The organism is Empedobacter sp. UBA3475 (assembly GCF_002378465.1).
Taxonomy (GTDB): Bacteria; Bacteroidota; Bacteroidia; order Flavobacteriales; family Weeksellaceae; genus Empedobacter; species Empedobacter falsenii_B.
In genome coordinates this window covers 28,061-49,146 of the sequence record NZ_DFRA01000021.1, presented here as the reverse complement: position 1 = coordinate 49,146, position 21,086 = coordinate 28,061, and the positions used below count along the sequence as shown (strand labels likewise).

Below are 21,086 nucleotides of genomic sequence, written 5' to 3'. Positions count from 1 at the left end.
CATCTAATTGATAAAATATGATAGAGCAATTAAAATCAACTTTACAAGATTTAGCGGACGATGATAAAGCGAAGATTATGATGCGTTTTTTCAAAACTGGAAAAGGAGAATATGGCGAAGGAGATATTTTTCTCGGGATTTCTGTTCCGAATCAGCGTTTGATTGCGAAATAATTTTATCAACAAGTTTCGTTAAATGACATCGAAAATCTATTGAATTTTAATATTCACGAATACAGATTAACTGCTTTGTTGATGTTGGTTTCGAAGTACGAAAAATCAAAAGATGAAAAAGTGAGAAAAGATATCATCGATTTTTATCTTGCTCAAACTTCTCAAATCAACAATTGGATTTGGTTGACATAAGTTGTTATAAAATTTTGGGCCATTATTGTTTTCATCAAAAGCGAGAAGAATTACTTTTTGAATTGGCGGATTCAGAAGATTTGTGGGAAAAACGAATCGCAATTGTATCAACGATATATTTTATCAAACAAAAATCATTTTCAATTGTTCCAGAAATTATGTTGAAAAATCTTCATCATTCGCACGATTTAATGCACAAAGCAAATGGTTGGATGTTGCGTGAAATGGGAAAAATGGACGAAGAAAAGTTGATTGAGTTTTTGGACGAATATACGTTGCAAATGCCAAGAACAACGTTGAGATATGCGCTCGAAAAAATTGATCCAATTCTCAAAAATTATTATATGAAATTGAAATAATTTGCATAAAAAAAGTCGCTCTGTGAGCGACTTTTGATTTTATATCAAGAATAAATTCTTACAAAATAACATGACCTAATTTTGTCAATTTTTGATGATCTAAAACTTTTATTTTTCTTCCTTCAACTTCGATTAATTCATCAGTTTTGAATTCAGAAATCAAACGAATTGCAGATTCTGTCGCTGTTCCAATCAAATTTGCCATTTCTTCGCGTGTCAACGAAATGTTGATAAATCCGTCTTTGTCTGTTCCTAATTTTCCTTCTAATAAAATTAAAACTTCAGCCAAACGTTCGCGAACTGTTTTTTGTGCTAAATAAGTGATTGTTCTGGCGTATTCTCCCAAATCTTTAGCAATTCTTTGTAAAATATTGAAAGCTAATTTTGGATTAACTTCTAATAATTTTAAGAAGAATTTTTCTGGAATATAATATATTTCAACTGGCGTCATTGCAGTTGCAGATGCACCAAAAACTTCTTGACTTAAAATTGAGCGATAACCGATAATGTCACCTTCGTTGATAAAACGTAGAATTTGCTCTTTTCCATTAAAGCCAATTTTGAACAACTTAGCAGTTCCTTTCATTACGCAATATATACCTTTTGGTGTGTGACCTTCCTGTATAATTTCGTCTCCTTTTTTTAGGTTGATGATTTTCTTTTCTTGCTCAAACTCCAATAATTCTTCCTTACTAAAAACCCCGAAAGACTCTGGGTTATCAAACATCGCTTTAATCGATACTACATTCTCATTAAACTCTGACATATCTTGTTGTTATGACTTAATTCATACAAAGTTAACGTTAATTCTGATAAAAGGAAAGTAATTTTGTAAAATAGTATGGAAGAGAATTGTTTTCACTGTGGTCAACGAATTGAAGAAGAGGTTATTCAGTTCGATGAAAAGGATTTTTGTTGTCAGGGTTGTAAAACGGTTTACGAGATTTTAAACGTAAATAATCTAAAAGATTATTACGACCTTAATCGTAATGCAGGTTTGCGTCCTGATGAAAAAAGTAATCATCAATTTGATTTCTTAAACACAAAAGAAATCTTTGATAAAGTTGTCGATTTTTCAGATGACGGCGTTACAGTTGTGTCCTTTTATGTACCTGTAATGCACTGTACTTCGTGTGTTTGGTTGTTAGAAAGTTTGGATACGATTAACCCAAATATTATATCTTCTAATGTCAATTTTACACAAAAAACTGTTCAGATTACGTATCGTGATGCGGATTTGAAATTAGGTGATTTGGCAAGATTTATTACAAATTTAGGCTACAAACCTTCGATTAATCTAAAAACATTAGACAAAAAGAAAAAAAGCAAAGTCGATCGTTCTTTGGTGAGCAAATTGGTAATAGCAGGATTCTGTTTTGGGAATATTATGCTTTTATCTTTTCCAGAATATGTCGAAGTTTTTGGTAATGTAAAAGAACAATGGTTAGATCAAAACAAAGGATATTTCCGTTGGACAATGTTCGCGTTATCGTTGCCTGTTTTCTTTTATTCATCTACCGATTATTTTGTTTCGGCTTGGCAAGGTCTGAAAAATAAATATATCAATATCGATGTGCCAATTGCGTTAGGAATTATTGTGATTATGTTTAAATCGACTTATGATATCATTTTTGATATTTCGCCAGGTTACTTTGATACATTAGCGATGCTTTTATTTTTGATGTTGACAGGTAAATGGTTTCAGCAACAAACAATGCAAGCGTTGGCATTTGATCGAGATTACAAATCGTTTTATCCAATTGCAGTTGCGAAATTAGAAAATGGTTATGAACAACCAATTTTGTTGGCTGATTTGAAAAAAGGTGATCGAATTTTAATTAGAAATGAAGAAATTATTCCAGCCGATGCCATTTTGATGAAAGGTGAAGCGATGATTGATAACTCGTTTGTAACGGGAGAATCTCGCTTGATTCAGAAAAAAGCTGGAGATAAAATATTTGCGGGTGGAAAACAATCTGGTCATGCAATTGAGCTGGAAATTATTTCGGATGTTAATCAAAGTTATTTAACCCAATTATGGAACAATGATGCTTTCCAGAAAGAAGAATCTGAGTTGAATGCTTTGACGAATAAAATCAGTCATTATTTCACATTAATCATCCTTATTATTACAGCAATTTCTGCTGTTTATTGGTATTTCCACGATTCTTCAAAAATATTAGAAGTTGTTACATCAATCTTAATTATCGCTTGTCCTTGTGCGTTAGGTTTATCGTCTCCGTTTATTTTGGGACACATGATGCGTATTTTCGGGAATAAGAAATTCTATGTAAAAAATACATCAACAGTCGAAAGAATGGAGAAAATTACAGATGTAGTTTTTGATAAAACGGGTACAATTACGGAAAGTGATGAAGCGCAAGTGCAATACGAGGGGAAAGAACTTTCTGAGTATCAAAAGCAATTGGTGAAAGCACTGATTAGAAACTCTAATCACCCTTTAAGCCGTACATTATATAAGAAGTTGACGGTTGATGATCATTTGCCAATTTCTAATTACGAAGAAATTGTAGGAAAAGGTCAGCAAGCTGATGTAGATGGACATCAAGTAAAAGTTGGTTCGAGAAGTTTTACGAATGCTATTTTTAATGAAAATAGATTAAATCAATCTCAAGTTTTTATAGCGATTGATGGAGAAGTTTTTGGTAAATTTGTGTATACCAATCGATATCGAAAAGGTTTAGATCGTTTATTGAAAGAGTTGGGTACATATCAGTTACACGTTTTGTCTGGGGATAATGATTCTGAAAAAGAATATTTAGAAACTATTTTTCCAGCCAATGCAAAATTGATTTTTAATCAATCGCCAACTGATAAGTTAGAATATATCAAACAATTGGAACAAGAAGGGAAGAAGGTGATGATGCTTGGAGATGGATTGAATGACGCTGGAGCTTTGAAACAAAGTACAGTAGGGATTTCTATTTCTGAGGATATTAACAGTTTTTCGCCTTCGTGTGATGGAATTTTGGATGCAAAAAGTTTTTCGGCAATTCCAAATTTCTTGAAGTTATCGAAGACCACGATGAAATTTGTAAAAATTGCTTTTTTCATCAGTTTCTTGTATAATATTGTTGGACTTAGTTTTGCTGTTTCTGGTTATTTACAGCCAGTTGTAGCGGCTATATTGATGCCAATAAGTTCTATTTCAGTGTTAATTTTTGCAACGGCAAGTACCCGAATTGCAGATAAATTAACAAAATGGAATTTAGATTGATTTTAAATTAGAGTTATACATACTGCTCTGACCAAAATCATTGTGATAAGAACTTAGGGCTTTGTAATTTTGTGGAGCTATGGGGATATTATTATTAATGATATTAGTTAGTGTCTCTTTGGGGGCAATTTTCCTTCTTTTATTCTTTTTAGGGTATAAGAAAGGACAATTTGATGAGGATGAATCCCCAGCAGTGAGAATGTTAAAAGATGATAAAAAAACACAAGATAAAATCGACTCATAATGCAAATGCAGACTTTTAGTTACGACAATAAGATCGTAAAGTATTTCCTTTATGCCACATTGTTTTGGGCAGTTATGGCATTTTTCTTTGGAGTATTGGTTGCAACTTTGTTGTTTTTTCCAACGTTACCAGAATACATCTTCGGATCGGATGATGGTACAATCGGAGGGAACATCCAAGGCTTAATCAATTCGCAAGGAAAACTTGGTTTTGGTAGATTAAGAATGATTCACACAACATTTGCGGTATTCGCCTTTGTTGGAAACTCGTTCTTTACTGGAGCTTATTATTCAATGCAAAGGTTGTTGAAAACCAGAATGTACAGCGATGTTTTAAGCTGGATCGTTTTCTGGGGATGGCAATTATTTATTGTATTATCATTTGTAACATTTATCTTAGGATACAACACTTCTAAAGAGTATGCTGAGCATGAATGGCCAATTGATATTTTAATCGCGTTAGTTTGGGTATTGTTTGGAGCACAAATGTTCTTAACGATTGCTAAGCGTCGTGTACGTCACTTGTACGTTGCAATTTGGTTCTATATCGGAACTTGGGCAGCAATTACAATGTTACACGTGTTTAACAATTTAGAAATCCCTGTAACATTTAGCTTAACGGCTCCGAAATCATATTCATTGTATTCTGGAGTTCAAGATGCGTTAGTACAATGGTGGTACGGACACAATGCGGTAGCATTCTTCTTAACTACACCTATCTTAGGATTAATGTATTACTTTGTACCAAAAGCAGCTAATAGACCTGTATTCTCATACAAATTATCTATTATCCACTTTTGGTCATTAATCTTTATTTATATTTGGGCTGGTCCTCACCACTTGCTTTATACAGCATTACCAGGTTGGGCACAAGCTTTAGGAACAGGTTTCTCTATCATGTTAATCGCTCCATCTTGGGGAGGTATGTTAAATGGTTTATTAACATTACGTGGTGCATGGGATAAAGTACGAGAAAATCCTATTTTGAAATTCTTCGTAGTTGCCTTAACTTGTTATGGTATGGCTACTTTCGAAGGTCCAATGTTAGCAACAAAAACATTAAATAAAATTGGTCACTTTACAGACTGGGTTCCTGCTCACGTACACGTAGGTACTTTAGGATGGAATGGATTTATCGCTTTTGGTATGATCTATTACTTAGCTCCAAAATTATTCAACACAAAATTAGCATCTGTTAAGATGGCTAATGCTCACTTCTGGATTGGTACTTTCGGTGTCTTATTCTGGGTAATTCCTATGTATGTTGCAGGATGGACACAAGGTTTAATGTGGAAACAATTCGCAGCAGACGGAACATTAGAATATGGTAACTTCTTACAAACAGTTACAATTCTTAAACAATGGTTATATCCATTACGTGCATTCGGTGGAACATTATACTTAATAGGAGCAATCTTAATGATTATCAATGTTTGGAGAACTGTAAAATCTGGACACTTTGTTGCAAATGAAGAAGCAGAGGCACCAGCATTAGCACCAAAAGCTTCTACACGTGCACAAGGAGAAGGTGTTCACTCTTGGATTGAGAGAACTCCATTGGTAATGACAATTGGAGCAGTATTAACTTTAGCAGTTGGTGGTTTAGTAGAGATTGTTCCTACAATCGTAGTAAAATCAAACGTACCTACAATCGCAAGTATCAAACCTTATACTCCGTTAGAATTAGAAGGACGTGATTTATATATTCGTGAAGGATGTAATGCTTGTCATACGCAAATGGTTCGTCCATTCCGTGACGAAGTAAAACGTTATGGTGAATACTCTAAAGCAGGAGAATTTGTTTACGATCACCCATTCTTATGGGGGTCTAAAAGAACTGGTCCAGACTTACACCGCGAAGGAGGTAAAAACCCAGATGCTTGGCATTACAAACACATGTGGAATCCACGTTCTACATCAGATGGTTCTATCATGCCTCGTTACCCTTGGTTAATTGATAATAAATTAGACCGTGAGTTGACGCGTGATAAAATGAAATCAATGGTTGCATTAGGTGTTCCTTATCAACAAGAAGATTTTGACAGTATGCAAGTTTCTATGAACAAACAAGCTTTAGCAATTGAGCAAACTATCTTTAAAGATGCATCTGACTTGAAAGAGTTATATGCGAAAAAAGAAGCAGAAGCTAAACAACAAGGTAAAGAGTTTGTTCCGTTAAGAGATCGTGAGATTACAGCGTTAATCGCATATTTACAACGTTTAGGAACAGATATAAAAGCTGAACAAGTAGAGACAGCAAGTAACTAATGTTAAAATATTATAAAGAATTCCTTTCTCAGTATGAGTATGCATCTTTGTTGCAGACATTAATCCTAATAGGATTTATAGCAGTCTTTGTGACGATTTTTGTTAAGGTTATGAAAAAACCAAAAGAGTATTACAAAGACAACGAGTCAGCAGCTTTAGATTTAGAACCAGAAGAGAACGAAAAAAATAATACAAAATGAGACAACGTACCCCGGCTTATATATTTATCCCATTAACGCTATTAGCAGTAATCTTAGCGTTTACAATGGTGACGCCAGTAGATGTGGTGCCAGAACCAGGTTTTCAAGGAATGATTCACAATTTATTGGTGCACTTGAAACATGTGTTTGCGCAAGGAATTTTCTGGGCAGTATTAGCAGTTGCAATCGTGATGCTTTTAATCATCAATGCTTTAAACAAAGTTGTTGAAGCAGAGAAATTTAAAAGATTATCTGAAGAAGAACAAGCTAAATATTTAGAAGATGGTAAAATAGGTTACTTCAAAAGATTGTTCAGTAGTGCTGGTAAAAAACAATCAGACGAAGAAGAAGAATCTATTATCTTAGATCACGGTTTTGACGGAATCAAAGAGTTAGACAATGCTTTACCACAATGGTGGTTATCATTATTCTACTTTGGTGTAGTATTTATGGTAGTTTACGTAATGGCATATAGCTTCACAGACTTTGCTCACATGGACAAAGAATACGAAGAAGAAATGGTTTACAAAGATGCGCAAGATAGTATTTGGGCAGTTGCAAATGATATTGATATCACAGGAGCTGTAAACAAATCTAACGATCCTGCAATCGTAGAACAAGGTAAAAAAATCTTTGAGCAAAATTGTACACAATGTCACATGGAAGGTGGTAAAGGAGGTATTGGACCAAACTTAACGGATGATTACTGGGTGAATCATGTAGAAGATAGTTTATTCAAAAATATTTATCACATTGTTTACAATGGATCTCCTCACAATCCTCAAATGCGTGCATTTGGACAACGTAAAGAGTTATCTGGATTAGCAATTGAGAAAGTAGCTTCTTACGTATATTACATCAACCAAAAAGAACCTACGAAAACAGTTGCAGAAGGTGCAGCTGCTCCTCAAGGTGACTTAATGGAAGCATGGAAACAAAAGTAATTGATTGAATAATTACAACAAATATCATATTGAAAGAGAGCTTATTTATAAGCTCTCTTTTCTTTTTTAGTCGTAAATTTGTATATATTTAAAATTCACTATAATGAGTGTTCAAAATTCTGACCCAAAAGATGAATTTAATTTAGACGATTATTTGGATGAAAACAGCCAAATGAACGAAGATGTTCGTAGTTCCATTGGAACCATGGAGCGAACCGGAGAACGTAAATGGGTTTATCCTAAAAAACCAAAAGGTAAGTTTACAAACTATAGGACGTATGTAAGTTATGTATTGTTAGCAATATTAATCTTAGCGCCTTTCTTTAAATTACCTAATGGAAATCCATTGTTCAAATTTGATGTTTTGCACAGCCAATTCATTTTATTTGGTTTTCCATTTTTTACATCAGACTTCTTCCTTTTAGCTTTAGGAATGATCACGACAATTATTTTCATCGTATTATTTACCATGGCTTATGGTCGTTTGTTCTGCGGATGGGTATGTCCGCAAACAATTTTCTTGGAAATGGTTTTTCGAAAAATAGAATACGCCATAGAAGGAGATAGAGCAAAACAAATTAGATTAGATAAACAAGATTGGGACGAAGAAAAAATTCGTAAAAAATTATTGAAATGGACCATCTTCGCTATCATTTCATTTATTATTGCTAATGTTTTCTTAGCGTATATTATTGGAGCTGATGCTTTATACGCAGTTATAAAAGAAGGACCAGCCGAAAATGTAGGAACATTGGTTGGATTAGTTTTCTTCTCAGCAATGTTTTATTTCGTATTCGCATGGTTCCGCGAACAAGCGTGTACATTGGTTTGTCCTTACGGACGTTTCCAAGGTGTATTAATTGATTCGCATACAATCAATGTAACATACGATTTTAAACGTGGTGAAGGAACAGCTGGTCGAGCAAAATTCAAAAAGAACGAAGATCGTAAAGCAAAAGGAAAAGGGGATTGTATTGACTGTGGTCAATGTGTTGTTGTTTGTCCTACTGGAATTGATATTCGTAACGGAATCCAATTAGAATGTGTTAACTGTACAGCTTGTATTGATGCATGCGACGAAGTAATGGAAAAAGTCGGTTTACCAACAGGATTGATTCGTTATGCTTCGGAAGATGATATCAAACGTGGCGAAAAATTCAAATTCACAAAACGATTAGCTGCTTATACATTTGCTTTATTATTATTAATTGGAGCAATGACAGCTTTCTTGTTCTCTCGGTCTGATGTAGAATCTAAATACCTTAAAGTTCCTGGAACAGATTACAAGGTAGAAGGTAAATATTACGTTAATCAATTCGAGTATACATTGTACAATAAAACAAATGCAGACCAAATTGTAACAGTTCAATTGCTATCACACAAAAACTCAAAAGTAGAAATGTACGAAGGCGAGAATAAATTGAACATGGAAAAAGGTCAAATCATCCAAGGAAAATTCTTCTTGAAAATTCCAATGGATGAAGTTAAATCGTACAAAGAAAAAGTAGTGATTGGATTAGTCAATCAAAAAGGAAAAGTAATCGATAAATACGAAACGAGCTTCTCAGCTCCATTCAAATATTAATCATATGAAGTTAAATTGGGGACATTATGTAGCAATTGCTTTGGGATGTTTTATGATATTCATTCTATCGTTGTTATATTTTGCAGGAGATACAGGCGGAATGGTAACCGAGGATTATTACGAAAAAGAAATTCATTTTCAGGATGAAATAAATGCAGAAAAACGAGCAAATGCTTTGACCGAGAAACCAGAAGTTATTGTACAAGCAAATGGATTTTTATTTAAATTTCCAGCAACTACTGCTTCCGATTTTAAAGGAGATATTTTTTTGATGCGTAATGATGACGAAACAAAAGATGTCAAAATGCCGATTAAATTATCTGATAAAAAGAATTTTTTAGTACCATCTGTTAAGTTAATTGATGGAGAATACGAATTAACTTTAAGCTGGAAAGAAAATAATCAAACTTATTTGATTAAAAAGTCCATTCGATGGATTTCACAATAGTTATCATAGCATTATCCATAGGTCTTACATCGTCCCTGCATTGCGTGGGGATGTGCGGACCTATTGCTTTATCTTTGGGATTAGAATCTCAAAACAAACTAAAATTTACACTTCGTAATTTGACTTATCAATTAGGACGTGTAACCACTTATACAATTTTAGGTGCAATTTTAGGATTGATTGGCGAATCATTTTCATTTGTTGGATTACAAAATTATCTAAGTATTTTGATTGGAGTTTTGATGATTATTATGGTCATGATTCCAAAATTTTACGAAAATGGTGCTACGCAACTTCGTCCTGTAAACGCCTTGATGGTAAAAGTAAAACTCTCTCTTGGTAAATTCTTAATCAAGAAAGATTCTTCCTCTCTTTATATAGTTGGTCTATTAAACGGACTTTTACCTTGCGGAATGGTTTACGCTTCACTTACAGCAGCCATTGGTTTAGGATCAGTTTACAAAAGTGCACTATTCATGTTCTTCTTCGGACTTGGAACCTTGCCTTTAATGTTTGCCACCGTTTTATTTGGTAATTTTTTATCAGTGAAACAACGTCAAACTATCTTAAAAATCTTACCAATTATCACACTTATTTTGGGTGTATTATTTATCCTTCGCGGATTAGAATTAAACATTCCTTTCATTTCACCAGCCAAAGAAGCACTTCAGCTAAATGGAATGGATGAGCATTGTATGTGATTATCATTTTTTATTCAAATAATTCGCAACAAGAAAAAGAGTTTTTTATTTCACATTTTAAGTTTTTAAATCTAATATTAATACCTTTATTGCATAAAAATTAAAGAATCATTGCGTTAGTATTTTTGAATTTTGTTTTACAAAAATGGACCAATTTACTTTTAAAGAAATCGCTGCTTTTATAGGAGTTTTCCTTGTTCTTGTGCTTGCCTTGTTTTTGGTAACTGTAAAAAGTAAGCACAAACTTTCAAATTGCTTACTTGCTTTTTTTCTTTTTACAACTGCTGCAGATGGATTGAAGTTTTTGATGCGTGATTTTCCTGTGAATTACATCAACCTAGAAGCTTTCCGTTGGAGTTTTAATTATTTGGCTCCAGCAACATTTTATTTCTATGTTTTGTCGGTTAGTTTTAACAAATTCCGTTTAAAACCGAAGTATTTGTGGCACACTATTCCATTCGTTGCGTTCAATTTGTATATGGCATATGGAATTTATTTTCAAGATAGGGCTGGAAAAATTAGTTTCATAAATGAGTTGAATGATTCGCCGATAATGAATTTTTTTTATATTCTGTTCGAAGTTCTTTTTCAAATCTATTTTATTGCTTCATTTTTGGTAATTCGAAAATCGAAAACAGTCTATTTCGAAAATTATGCAAATCCTGATATTTCTAAGTTTAATGCGCTTTACAAAATCACCATTCTATATTACGTTGTACATTTTTTAGTATTGATAAGATGGGTGATTACTTTCACTTACGGTTTCGGCGAATTGAGGGAATGGATTGTGATGCTAGATGGTTTTTCTTTTTTTGTTTGTACTTGTTGGTATCTATTTGTCGCATTAAATAATCCTGATTTTTTCCGAGGAGTTAATGAAAATTTGCAACCGATTAAGGAAGCTATTCCAAAGCAAAAATCTACACTAGAAATCGACGTCGAAAAAAATAATCAAATAGAATCATTAAAAGATTTTATGGTTAAAAATGAACCTTATCTCGATTCATCTTTAACGATTCAGAATTTGGCAGAGCAATTAAATATGCCTGTGAAAGATTTATCGGCTTTGATTAATTTGTACATGGACAAACATTTTTTTGATTTTGTAAATGAATATCGAATTAAAAAAGCCATACAAATTCTAAAAGATTGCACTCAAAAAGAGTTGACCGTTTTGGAAATTTTGTATCAAGTTGGATTTAATTCCAAATCTTCGTTTAATACATCCTTCAAAAAATATACAGGAAAAACACCAACCGATTACAGAAAGGAAGCTTTGTAAAATAAAATTATTTGCTGAAAATGCGTTCGATTTTTTTTAATCGGTCGTGTATCAACGCTTTTTAGATCAGCTTTGCAGAAAGTTTTTAAAATATAATTACAATGAAAAAAATAATTGTCTTAATATCATGAAGTATTTTATTCTCCAATTTTCTTTCAGCTCAAAAGCCGGTTGAACAAAAAACAGAAATCAATCAAATTAATGAACTAATGACTAAATCCTACGAAAAAGATTTGTTCAATGGAAATGTTTTGGTTGCCAAAAAAGGAAAAATTATCTATCAAAAATCCCTTTGGCTTTATTGATGAAATGAAGAAAAAATCTTTAACGAAAAATTCAATTTTCAATTTTGGTTCTATTGCAAAGGAGTTTAATGCAGTTGCGATTTTGATGTTGGTAGAACGTGGTCAACTTAAGCTTGATGACCCGATTTCGAAATATAATTTGGATTTGCCGAAATGGTCGGAAAAAGTAACAACCAGACATTTGATTAATTATGCTAGCGGAATTCCCAGAATAGAAAATGGATTAATTGTCCCGAAAAACGATGAAGAAGCGTGGAAGATTTTGAGAAAAACAGATACATTGTTATTTGAACCTGGAAAGGATTACCGATACGATAACGGCAATGTTTTTTTACAAAGAAGAATTATTGAAAAGATAACAAGAATGACTTTCCAAGATTTTGTTACGAAAAATATTATAAAACCTTTGAAAATGAACAATTCCGTGTTTGATCCGAAATTTGGTTATAAAAATCGAACGTCTTGCTATGATATGGATAATGTTCGGTGTCCAGAAATGGAATTTGTCAGCGGTTGGCTTTGGTTGGATACTAATGACATGTACAAATGGATTGATGCGATGAATCATAATCGTTTAATTTCTAGAAAATCTTTTGAAACATTATTGAATAATCCCTACACAAAAGACCATCAAGGTGGATCATTTGGAGATTATTTTAGAGATGAAGAGTTGCAGCGTCATAACGGTGTTTCCTATAAATTTGAATCTTTGGTGTTAAATGATATGAAGAACGATGTCGTTATCATTTTAGCATCCAACAGTCGGAATAAAGTTTGGGATTTGGGACATGTCATTCGAGATATTATGCTAGGAAAAACATTCGAAATTCCTAAAAAATCGGTTTACCAAGCTTTAAGAAAAGAAGCACAAACCGACGTCAATAAAGCGATTGAAAATTATTATCAACTGAAAAATACTTCCGAAAAAGAATATAGTTTTGAAAATCCAATCGAACTTAATACTTTGGGTTATGAATTTCTACGAGCGGGCAAAATAAATGAGTCGATAAAAATATTTCAATTGGTTGTAAAAGAGTTTCCAAATAACTCAAGTGTTGCTGATAGTTTGGGCGAAGCTTATCTAACTAACAAGCAATACGATTTGGCATTAGAATGGTACAACAAAGCCATCAGCCTTGGCGGAACCAACGGTAATGCCGAAAGAATGATTGAGAAAATTAAAGCGTTAAAAAACTAAAAATTGATTTCTCAAAATATTTAATTCAAATCAATTGAAGCCTTGTTAAGATTTAAATCTTGACAAGGCTTTCATTAAAATCAATACTTTCATCCTTACAAAATAAATCGTATTTTTGACGTTATCACTATATGTAGTGTAACTAAATAAACGTCAAAATGATAACACAATTAAGAGGTAAATTAATCGAGATTTATCCAACAAATGCTGTAATAGATTGCAATGGGGTCGGATATTGGGTCAATATTTCACTAAATACATATTCTACTTTAGAACACGAAGAATTGGTTACAATTTTTACACATTTGATCGTTCGCGAAGATGCGCATATACTTTATGGATTTGCAACAAAACTAGAACGAGAAATTTTTCAGAAATTAATTAGTGTTAACGGTGTTGGTCCAGCTTCTGGAATGATGATTATTTCGACACTTTCTTCCAAAGAAATTGCAACTGCAATCGCTCAAGAAGATGCCAGATTATTGCAAAGTGTAAAAGGAATTGGAGCTAAAACAGCGCAAAGAATTATCATTGACTTGAAAGATAAATTGGATCAAAATTTAATATTAGATGTTAATTCTACTTCGGTTAAAAATAAATCTAAGAATGAAGCGTTATCTGCTTTAGAAGTTTTAGGAATTCCTAAAAAATCTGCAGAGAAAATTATGGACAAAATCCTACAAGATCAGCCAGATGCAGACGTGGAATTCTTAGTAAAAGAAACCTTGAAGAAAATTTAATGAAGATTCATAACGAACCAAAAACTATTCGTAAAGGCTCTACTATAGCAGCTTTGTGTTTCCTTTTTGCAATGGGAACTATGAGCGATGTTATGGCTCAGGAAAGTGATACGCTTAAGTTTCCTATCCGAGATCAAAAAGGTGGATTGTTTTTAGATAATCAAATAAAATACGATGTACAATATGATGCGATAAAGCGTCAGTATATTTTATATCCTCAAATTGGAACAAGTTTAGTTTCCGAACCTATCTATTTGACACGTCAAGAATACCTGACTTTGGTTCAGAATCAAGACATGAAAAATTATTTCCGTACAAAATCTCAAACCAACGATCAATTTTATCGTGAAGAACGTTTTGGAGATAAGGAAGGAAAAAAAGAAGGAAGTATTTTACCAAGTTTTAAGGTGAAATCGAAAGCTTTCGAAACTATTTTTGGTGGATCAGAAATCTCATTGATTCCGCAAGGTTATGCAAATTTAGAATTGGGTGTTTTCTTGCAAAAGATAGATAACCCAATGTTGTTGCCACAAAACCGTCAAACGCTTACAATGGATCTTAATCAACGTATGCAATTGAGTATTTTGGGTAAAGTCGGAGAAAATCTTCAGATGAAAGTGAATTATGATACGCAAGCTGGTTTTGGCTTCGAAAATCAAATGAAACTTCAGTGGAGAAAGGCTTTGGGGAATAAATTGGATCCATTTGGAGGAGAAGATGATATTCTACAAAATATAGAGGTTGGTAATATTTCGATGCCGCTTAGTACTTCGTTGATTACAGGTGCGCAATCACTTTTTGGAGTTAGAACAGATCTTAAATTCGGTCGTACAAATGTATCGGCTGTCTTTTCAGAACAACGTTCGGAATCTAAAAATATTGTGGTTCAAGGTGGCGGTGTGATGACTGATTTTAAAGTCGCTGCCGAAAAATATGAATACAATAGACACTTTTTCTTAGGTCAATTTTTTAGAAATAGTTACGATAGAGCGTTAGCAAATTATCCTGCAGTTAACAGTAATATCAATATCAGTAATATTGAGGTTTGGAAAGTTGATAAATCTGGAGGGAATCAACAGAATAGACGTTCTATTATCGCTTTGCGAGATATTGCAGAAGGTGATACAGCGCCTCAAAATAGTAGTAATGCCTTATTTAATGAGATTAATTCTCAAGGTTTTACTAAGATTAGTGATGCAAGAAGTTATTTGAACGGATATTCTTTCAATGGAGAACAATTTCAGGATGGAGAAAACTTTATCGTCAACGAAAATGTTCGTAAACTTGATGCTTCCGAATTCACTTTCTATCCAAAATTAGGATACATTTCCTTGAATACGCCTTTGGTTGATGGTGAAGATTTATTAGCGGTTTCGTTTCAATATTCGTTAAGCTCTGATCCGACAAAATTATACAAAGTTGGACAAATGTCGAGCGAGACAGATAAACCAATTATTGCGAAATTAATCAAACCAAATTCTGCAGTTAATGTGGCTTCGCCAATGTGGGATTTGATGATGAAAAATATTTATTCGTTAAATGCTTATGGTGTTTCGAGTGAAGATTTTTTGATGAATATTAATTTCAAGGATAATGGTGAACAATCTTCTGGAAAATTAAATTACTTACCAAATTCTGCTGTTTCAGAACAATCGTTAATTCAAGTTCTGAACATGGATAGATTAAATTCGAACGGACAATTACAACAAAATCCTGACGGAAGTAAAGGTGATGGTTTATTTGATTTTCAACCAGGGTTAACAATTGATACAGAAAGAGGAAATATTATTTTCACTTCTGTTGAACCTTTTGGTAAATATTTGAGCAATAAATTAAAAGGTCAAAATGAAGAATATGTTTTTAATCAAATTTATCGTCAATTACCAAATACACTTTCTGGCGAAAAATTAGCTAATCGTTATACGTTAGAAGGTCGTTACAAAGGAACGGTGACAGATGGTATTCCGTTGGGCGCTTTCAATGTGCCGCAAGGTTCTGTTAAAGTAACTTCTGGTGGAGCAACGTTGACGGAAGGCGTAGATTATACGGTAGATTATCAGTTGGGGCGTGTAAAAATCATTAATGAACAATTGAAAAATTCTGGAGCACCAATTAATGTTTCTTTAGAAAATCAATCTACATTTAATTTACAGAAAAAACGTTTCATGGGAATTAATGTCGAGCATAAATTTAGTGATAAGTTTATGTTAGGCGGAACTTTAATTAATTACCAAGAACGTCCAGTTACGCAAAAAACACAATTTGGTTCAGAACCTGTGAATAACACAATTGTTGGACTTAATACACAATATAACTCAGAAGCTGAGTGGTTAACTCGTTTAACAAATAAAATTCCGGGAATCAAAACGGACCAAATGTCGAACATTAGTGTTCAGGCAGAGGCGGCTTATTTGATGCCAGGAATGAACAAAGTGACAGGAGGTTATTCTTATATAGACGATTTCGAAGATGCACAATCGCGCATTAGTTTATTAGATGTTGGTTCATGGAAATTTGGATCAACACCAGGAAAACCTGCTGGATATTCTGCTTCTGGTTACCACCCGTTCTTCCCAAATGGAATGAAAAATGACGATTTATCATTCAACAATGGTCGTCGTATGTTATCATGGTATTCTATTGATCCGCGTTTTTATGGTATGGGAGGAAGTTCGCCTTTAACAGATCAACAAATGTCAACACACATGGCACGTCGCATTAAGTTAAAAGAGCTTTTTGATCAACGTGATGTAATGGCTGGTACAAATTCGTACATCAGCACATTTGATATGACATTCTATCCGCAAGAACGTGGACCTTATAATGTTAATCCAAATGCAGTAGATACGAAAAACTGGGGAGCAATTATGCGTCCTATTTCAGTTTCTAACTTCAAAGATTCGAATGTGGAATACATCGAGTTTTGGATGATGGATCCTTATGCAGATGGAAAAGGTGGAGAAGGAGAGTTATTGGTACATTTAGGAAATGTTTCAGAAGACGTCTTAAAAGACGGCGAAATGATGTACGAAAATGGATTGCCTCATTCTGGAAATGGTGCGGCGACTGTTGCTTCTAAATGGGGATTAACACCTCAGTTAAATCCAATTTTATATGCTTTTGATACGGATGGAGCTGCCCGAAAACAACAAGATTTGGGTTATAATGGATTAACAGATGAGGAAGAAGCGCAACGTTATGGAATTACGAGTAATAATTTAGTGACAGGAGAATTAGATCCTGCAAATGATAATTATTTATTCTTCTTAGATGATCGCTTTAGAGGTGCATCAATCGGGAATACGGTTCAAGATCGTTACCGTTATTTCAGAAATCCACAAGGAAATAATTCAACTGATAATCCTTTACATGCATCATCTTTAACGCCAGATACAGAAGATATTAATGGTGATTTCAATTTAGATCAGACAGAAAACTATAATCAGTATACATTAAAAATTAACCGTCAAACGTTAGAAGATCCAAACAATAAATTTATTGTTGCAAGAAAAACGGTTCAGGGAGAATTTCCTGACAAAACGAAACATGATGTAAAATGGTATCAAGTTCGTATTCCTGTTGATAACTTTGATTTAGATCTTGACGGAGATGGAGTAGAAGAGTTAAACAATGATGCGTCTATTGCACAAGCAGAAAGTGTGTTAACAGCTGCTCGTTTTATGCGTATGGTGATGCGAGGTTTCGAGGAAGAAACAACTCTACGTTTTGGTACTTTTGATTTAGTTCGTTCTGAATGGCGTCGTTATACAAAAAACATTTATCCTTATATCATTAGTAATCAAGAAGGTTATGAGGAGGATAAAAATATTGATGATTTAGAAATTGGTGAGGTAAGTATCGAACGAAATGGTACAGATCGTCCTCGTTATATGATTCCTCCTGGAGTTTATCGTGAACAAACTCAAGGAACAACGGGATATCAATCTCAGAACGAAGCTTCGATGACATTGAAGGCGAAGTTTAAACCAGGAAGTACTTCAAAAGCTATTTTTAAGAATACAAATTTAGATTTGCGTCGATACAAAAAGTTGCAAATGTTTGTATCTGCTCAAAACTTATTAGATAGAGCGTCAAATGCGATTGATAATGGTACAAAATTATTTATTCGTGTAGGTAGTGATTATACAGATAATTACTATGAATATGAAATGCCGTTGAAATATACGCCACAAAGTTCTGCAACAGAAAGCACAGTTTGGCCAGATGAAAACTTTATCGATCTGAATACAGATTTGTTTACAGATGCTAAAAAACAAAGGGATGCTGATGGTTTCAGTACATTGCAACGTTTCAATTTTGCTTTTGATCAAGAGAATCCAAACAAAACGGTTTATGTAAAAGGTCGTCCAACATTGGGTAATGTCTCTTCAATTATGATTGGGGTTCGTAACACTTCTGGACCGTCTGATAAAGAAGTTTTACTTTGGGTAAATGAACTTCGTTTAAGCGAAATTGATAACCAAGGTGGTTATGCAGCTTCAGCAAATGTGCAGTTCAATTTAGGTGATTTTGCGAATGTACAAGTTTCTGGAAGCACAAGTTCTGTAGGTTTTGGTGCGATAGATCAAGGTCCTGCAAATCGTAATCAGGACGAATCATTACAATATGCGTTGAATGCACAAGTAAAATTAGACAAATTCTTACCAAAGAAATGGGGAATGGAAATTCCGTTCGATTTTACAATTCAGGAAAGTTTTGTCGATCCAAAATATAATCCATTAGACAATGATATTATTTTTGATGAAGCGCCTAATAAAGCTGAATTAGAAAAAGTTGTTCGTACTTATACGCAGTTCAAAAGTTTTGCTTTTAATAATATTCGAAAAGTTAGATCAACAAATAACAACAACCCTGTTCGTTTCTATGATCCATCTAACTTTTCAGTTTCGATGATGTATTCGGATAATTATTACCGTGATATTTACACGCAATATAACATCAACCAACAATTAAGAGCGTCGATTAATTATAATTACGGATTTAGAGGAAAATCGTACGAGCCTTTCAAAAAATGGCGTGCGGTTCAACCAAAAGAGGAATCAGGAAAATATTTACAATTTATTCGTGAATTTAATGTGAATCCTTTGCCAACACGTTTCTCTTTCCGTACAGAGATTGCGCGTACCTACAGTGAAAGACAATATCGAGATATCAGTCAATATTTAGGTGGAGGAAGCTCATCGAGTTTAATTCGTCCGACATATAGTAACAATTTCTTGTTCAATTGGCAATATAATTTAGGTTTTGATTTGACAAAATCGTTGCGTTTAGATTTAACATCTTCGACAATGACATTGAATGATGGAACAACTTTCCAGCGTGCAGATCAAGATATGATTTGGCAAAATATGTTCACAATTGGACGTCCAGTTCAGTATGATCAACAATTTCAGGTGAATTATAAATTACCTTTAAAATTCTTCCCATATTTAAATTGGATGAATGTTGAAGCTGGATTTACTTCGAATTATAACTGGATTGCAACTTCTACAGCTTACAGAAATTTTGAGACAGAAGTTACAAATCCTGATGGTTCTACATCAACACGAATTGCGAATTTAGGTAGAGGTACAGCTCAAAACTCGAATTCGATCAACTTGATGGGAGATTTAGATTTTGCAAAATTTTATCCAGAATTTAAAGGATATAAACGTTACGATTCGATCTTAAAAGGACGTCGAGCAGAAATAGATTCGTTGAATACAGTTTATACAAATTTATTTGCTAAAAAACGTCGTACAAATAAGAAATCAGCTTATAAATTCAAACATAAATTTACAGCAAAAGATTATGGTTGGATGGTTTTATCATCACTAAAGCGTGCTAATTTTACGTATAATCAGACAAATGGAGCTGTAATTCCAGGATTATTGTATGAGCCAGGTTTCTTTGGTGTTGATGGTAAAAATGGACCAACTTTAGGTTTTGTTTATGGAACGCAATTCGATATCAAACGACAATTAGTCGAAAGAGGATTGATTGTTGGTGATGAATTGATGACAGATGCGTATCAAATTACAAAAGGTTCTGATTTTAATGGAACTGCTTTAATTGAGCCTATTCCAGATTTACGAATTGATTTGAATGCAAAACGCACAAAAGATCGTCGTATTTATCATTCAGGATTTAATTTAGCAGTCGAAAATCTTTACATCGATGAATTAGCAAATCTTAATATTTCAACTGTTAATATCAAAACAGCTTTCAAAGATGGAGATGCAATTTTTGAGCAATTCCTAACAAATACTAAAACTATTTCTGGACGTTTAGCACAGAAAAGAGGTAGTGGAAATGTTGATGGATTGGGTTATTATGAAGGATTTAATGCAAGAAGTTCTGATGTACTTTTACCAGCCTTTTTAGCGGCAGTCCAAGGAAAAGATGCAGGTTCGTCTAAGTTAGGGTACAATCGTTCTATTCCAGTTCCGAATTGGCGCGTAACGTACACAGGATTGAAATCTGTTCCAATTATTAATAAATATTTTGATAATGTTGAGGTTTCGAGTTCATATAATTCGACATATACAACAACTGGTATTCAGTCCAATCCAAACTTTATGTTAGATACAGGAATTATGGGTGGTGGACAAGTGACTGGTAAAGATGAAAACGGAAACTTCTATACACAGAATTTATATGGAGCGGTTACGATGATCGAATCATTTTCACCATTATTGGGAGTGGATTTAACATTCCGTAACAGTATGCAATTACGTGCACAATATAACAGAGATCGTTTATTATCATTAAGTACAACAAATTATACGTATACAGAAGATTATGGATCTGAATATATTATTGGATTTGGGTATATTTTCAAAGATTTCAAAATGAAGATTCGTTACCAAGGAAATCAGAAAACAATCAAAGGTGACTTAAATATTCGTGGAGATTTCTCATTAAGAGATAATCAAACAACAATTCGAAAAGTAATTTATAACTTTGATGACGTACAAAATCCAAACGTACCAACAAGTATTTATGGAGATTCGCAAATTACAGGTGGACAGCGAATTATGACGTTTAAGATAACGGCAGATTATAACGTAAGTAAGAATTTGAACTTGAGATTCTATTGGGATCAGATGATGAGTAAATATAAAATTTCAACAGCTTTTCCAATTTCTCAAATTCGTGCCGGATTTAGTGCTACCTTTACATTCGGAAATTAAAAAAACAATAAAACAAA

General features: G+C 33.5%; 12 protein-coding genes and 1 pseudogene. 12 read left to right on the top strand and 1 reads right to left on the bottom strand.

Translation table 11 applies throughout. The features are described from left to right. Positions 1-17 precede the first annotated feature (17 nt). Positions 18-724 (top strand): annotated as a pseudogene (locus B3I31_RS14610) (DNA alkylation repair protein). A gap of 58 nt (positions 725-782) precedes the next feature. On the opposite strand, the gene B3I31_RS05085 reads toward B3I31_RS14610, so the two are convergent. Continuing rightward, on the bottom strand, positions 783-1,490 hold the full coding sequence (locus B3I31_RS05085; RefSeq protein ID WP_125349884.1) for a Crp/Fnr family transcriptional regulator: 708 nt from the start codon (positions 1,488-1,490) through the stop codon (positions 783-785). Between the two features lie 75 nt (positions 1,491-1,565). On the opposite strand from B3I31_RS05085, the gene B3I31_RS05080 reads away from it, so the two are divergent. The 11 genes from B3I31_RS05080 to sprA all read left to right on the top strand — a co-directional run bounded on the left by B3I31_RS05080 (position 1,566) and on the right by sprA (position 21,069). Next, positions 1,566-3,962, top strand: a complete 2,397-nt coding sequence (locus B3I31_RS05080; protein ID WP_286495317.1) for a heavy metal translocating P-type ATPase — start codon at positions 1,566-1,568, stop codon at positions 3,960-3,962. Positions 3,963-4,041: 79 nt separating this feature from the next. Then, positions 4,042-4,206, top strand: a complete 165-nt coding sequence (gene ccoS / locus B3I31_RS05075) for a cbb3-type cytochrome oxidase assembly protein CcoS (RefSeq protein WP_019974626.1) — start codon at positions 4,042-4,044, stop codon at positions 4,204-4,206. Continuing rightward, positions 4,206-6,473, top strand: a complete 2,268-nt coding sequence (ccoO, locus tag B3I31_RS05070; protein WP_221854267.1) for a cytochrome-c oxidase, cbb3-type subunit II — start codon at positions 4,206-4,208, stop codon at positions 6,471-6,473. The genes ccoS and ccoO overlap by 1 nt, the downstream gene beginning before the upstream one ends. 196 nt (positions 6,474-6,669) lie before the next feature. Beyond that, positions 6,670-7,617 (top strand): cbb3-type cytochrome c oxidase N-terminal domain-containing protein, encoded by a 948-nt coding sequence (locus tag B3I31_RS05065; RefSeq protein WP_286495316.1) that lies wholly within the window; start codon positions 6,670-6,672, stop codon positions 7,615-7,617. 103 nt (positions 7,618-7,720) lie between these two features. Next, positions 7,721-9,202 carry a cytochrome c oxidase accessory protein CcoG gene (ccoG, locus tag B3I31_RS05060; RefSeq protein ID WP_221854265.1) on the top strand — a complete coding sequence of 494 codons (1,482 nt, stop codon included), beginning with the start codon at positions 7,721-7,723 and terminating at the stop codon, positions 9,200-9,202. Between the two features lie 4 nt (positions 9,203-9,206). Further along, a complete protein-coding gene (locus B3I31_RS05055) occupies positions 9,207-9,650 on the top strand; it encodes a FixH family protein (protein ID WP_286495315.1) in 444 nt (147 codons plus the stop codon). Next, on the top strand, positions 9,635-10,351 hold the full coding sequence (locus tag B3I31_RS05050) for a sulfite exporter TauE/SafE family protein (protein WP_280051212.1): 717 nt from the start codon (positions 9,635-9,637) through the stop codon (positions 10,349-10,351). The genes B3I31_RS05055 and B3I31_RS05050 overlap by 16 nt, the downstream gene beginning before the upstream one ends. A 145-nt stretch (positions 10,352-10,496) precedes the next feature. Continuing rightward, the gene (locus B3I31_RS05045) at positions 10,497-11,633 is read left to right on the top strand and encodes a helix-turn-helix domain-containing protein (RefSeq protein WP_286495313.1); all 1,137 of its coding nucleotides are present in this window, start codon (positions 10,497-10,499) and stop codon (positions 11,631-11,633) included. Between the two features lie 240 nt (positions 11,634-11,873). Next, positions 11,874-13,136 carry a serine hydrolase gene (locus B3I31_RS05040; RefSeq protein ID WP_291049691.1) on the top strand — a complete coding sequence of 421 codons (1,263 nt, stop codon included), beginning with the start codon at positions 11,874-11,876 and terminating at the stop codon, positions 13,134-13,136. A 158-nt stretch (positions 13,137-13,294) separates the two neighbouring features. Next, a complete protein-coding gene (ruvA, locus tag B3I31_RS05035) occupies positions 13,295-13,876 on the top strand; it encodes a Holliday junction branch migration protein RuvA (RefSeq protein WP_219033851.1) in 582 nt (193 codons plus the stop codon). Beyond that, positions 13,876-21,069: a cell surface protein SprA gene (sprA, locus tag B3I31_RS05030; protein WP_286495311.1), complete on the top strand. Its 7,194-nt coding sequence runs from the start codon at positions 13,876-13,878 to the stop codon at positions 21,067-21,069. The genes ruvA and sprA overlap by 1 nt, the downstream gene beginning before the upstream one ends. Positions 21,070-21,086: the final 17 nt, after the last annotated feature.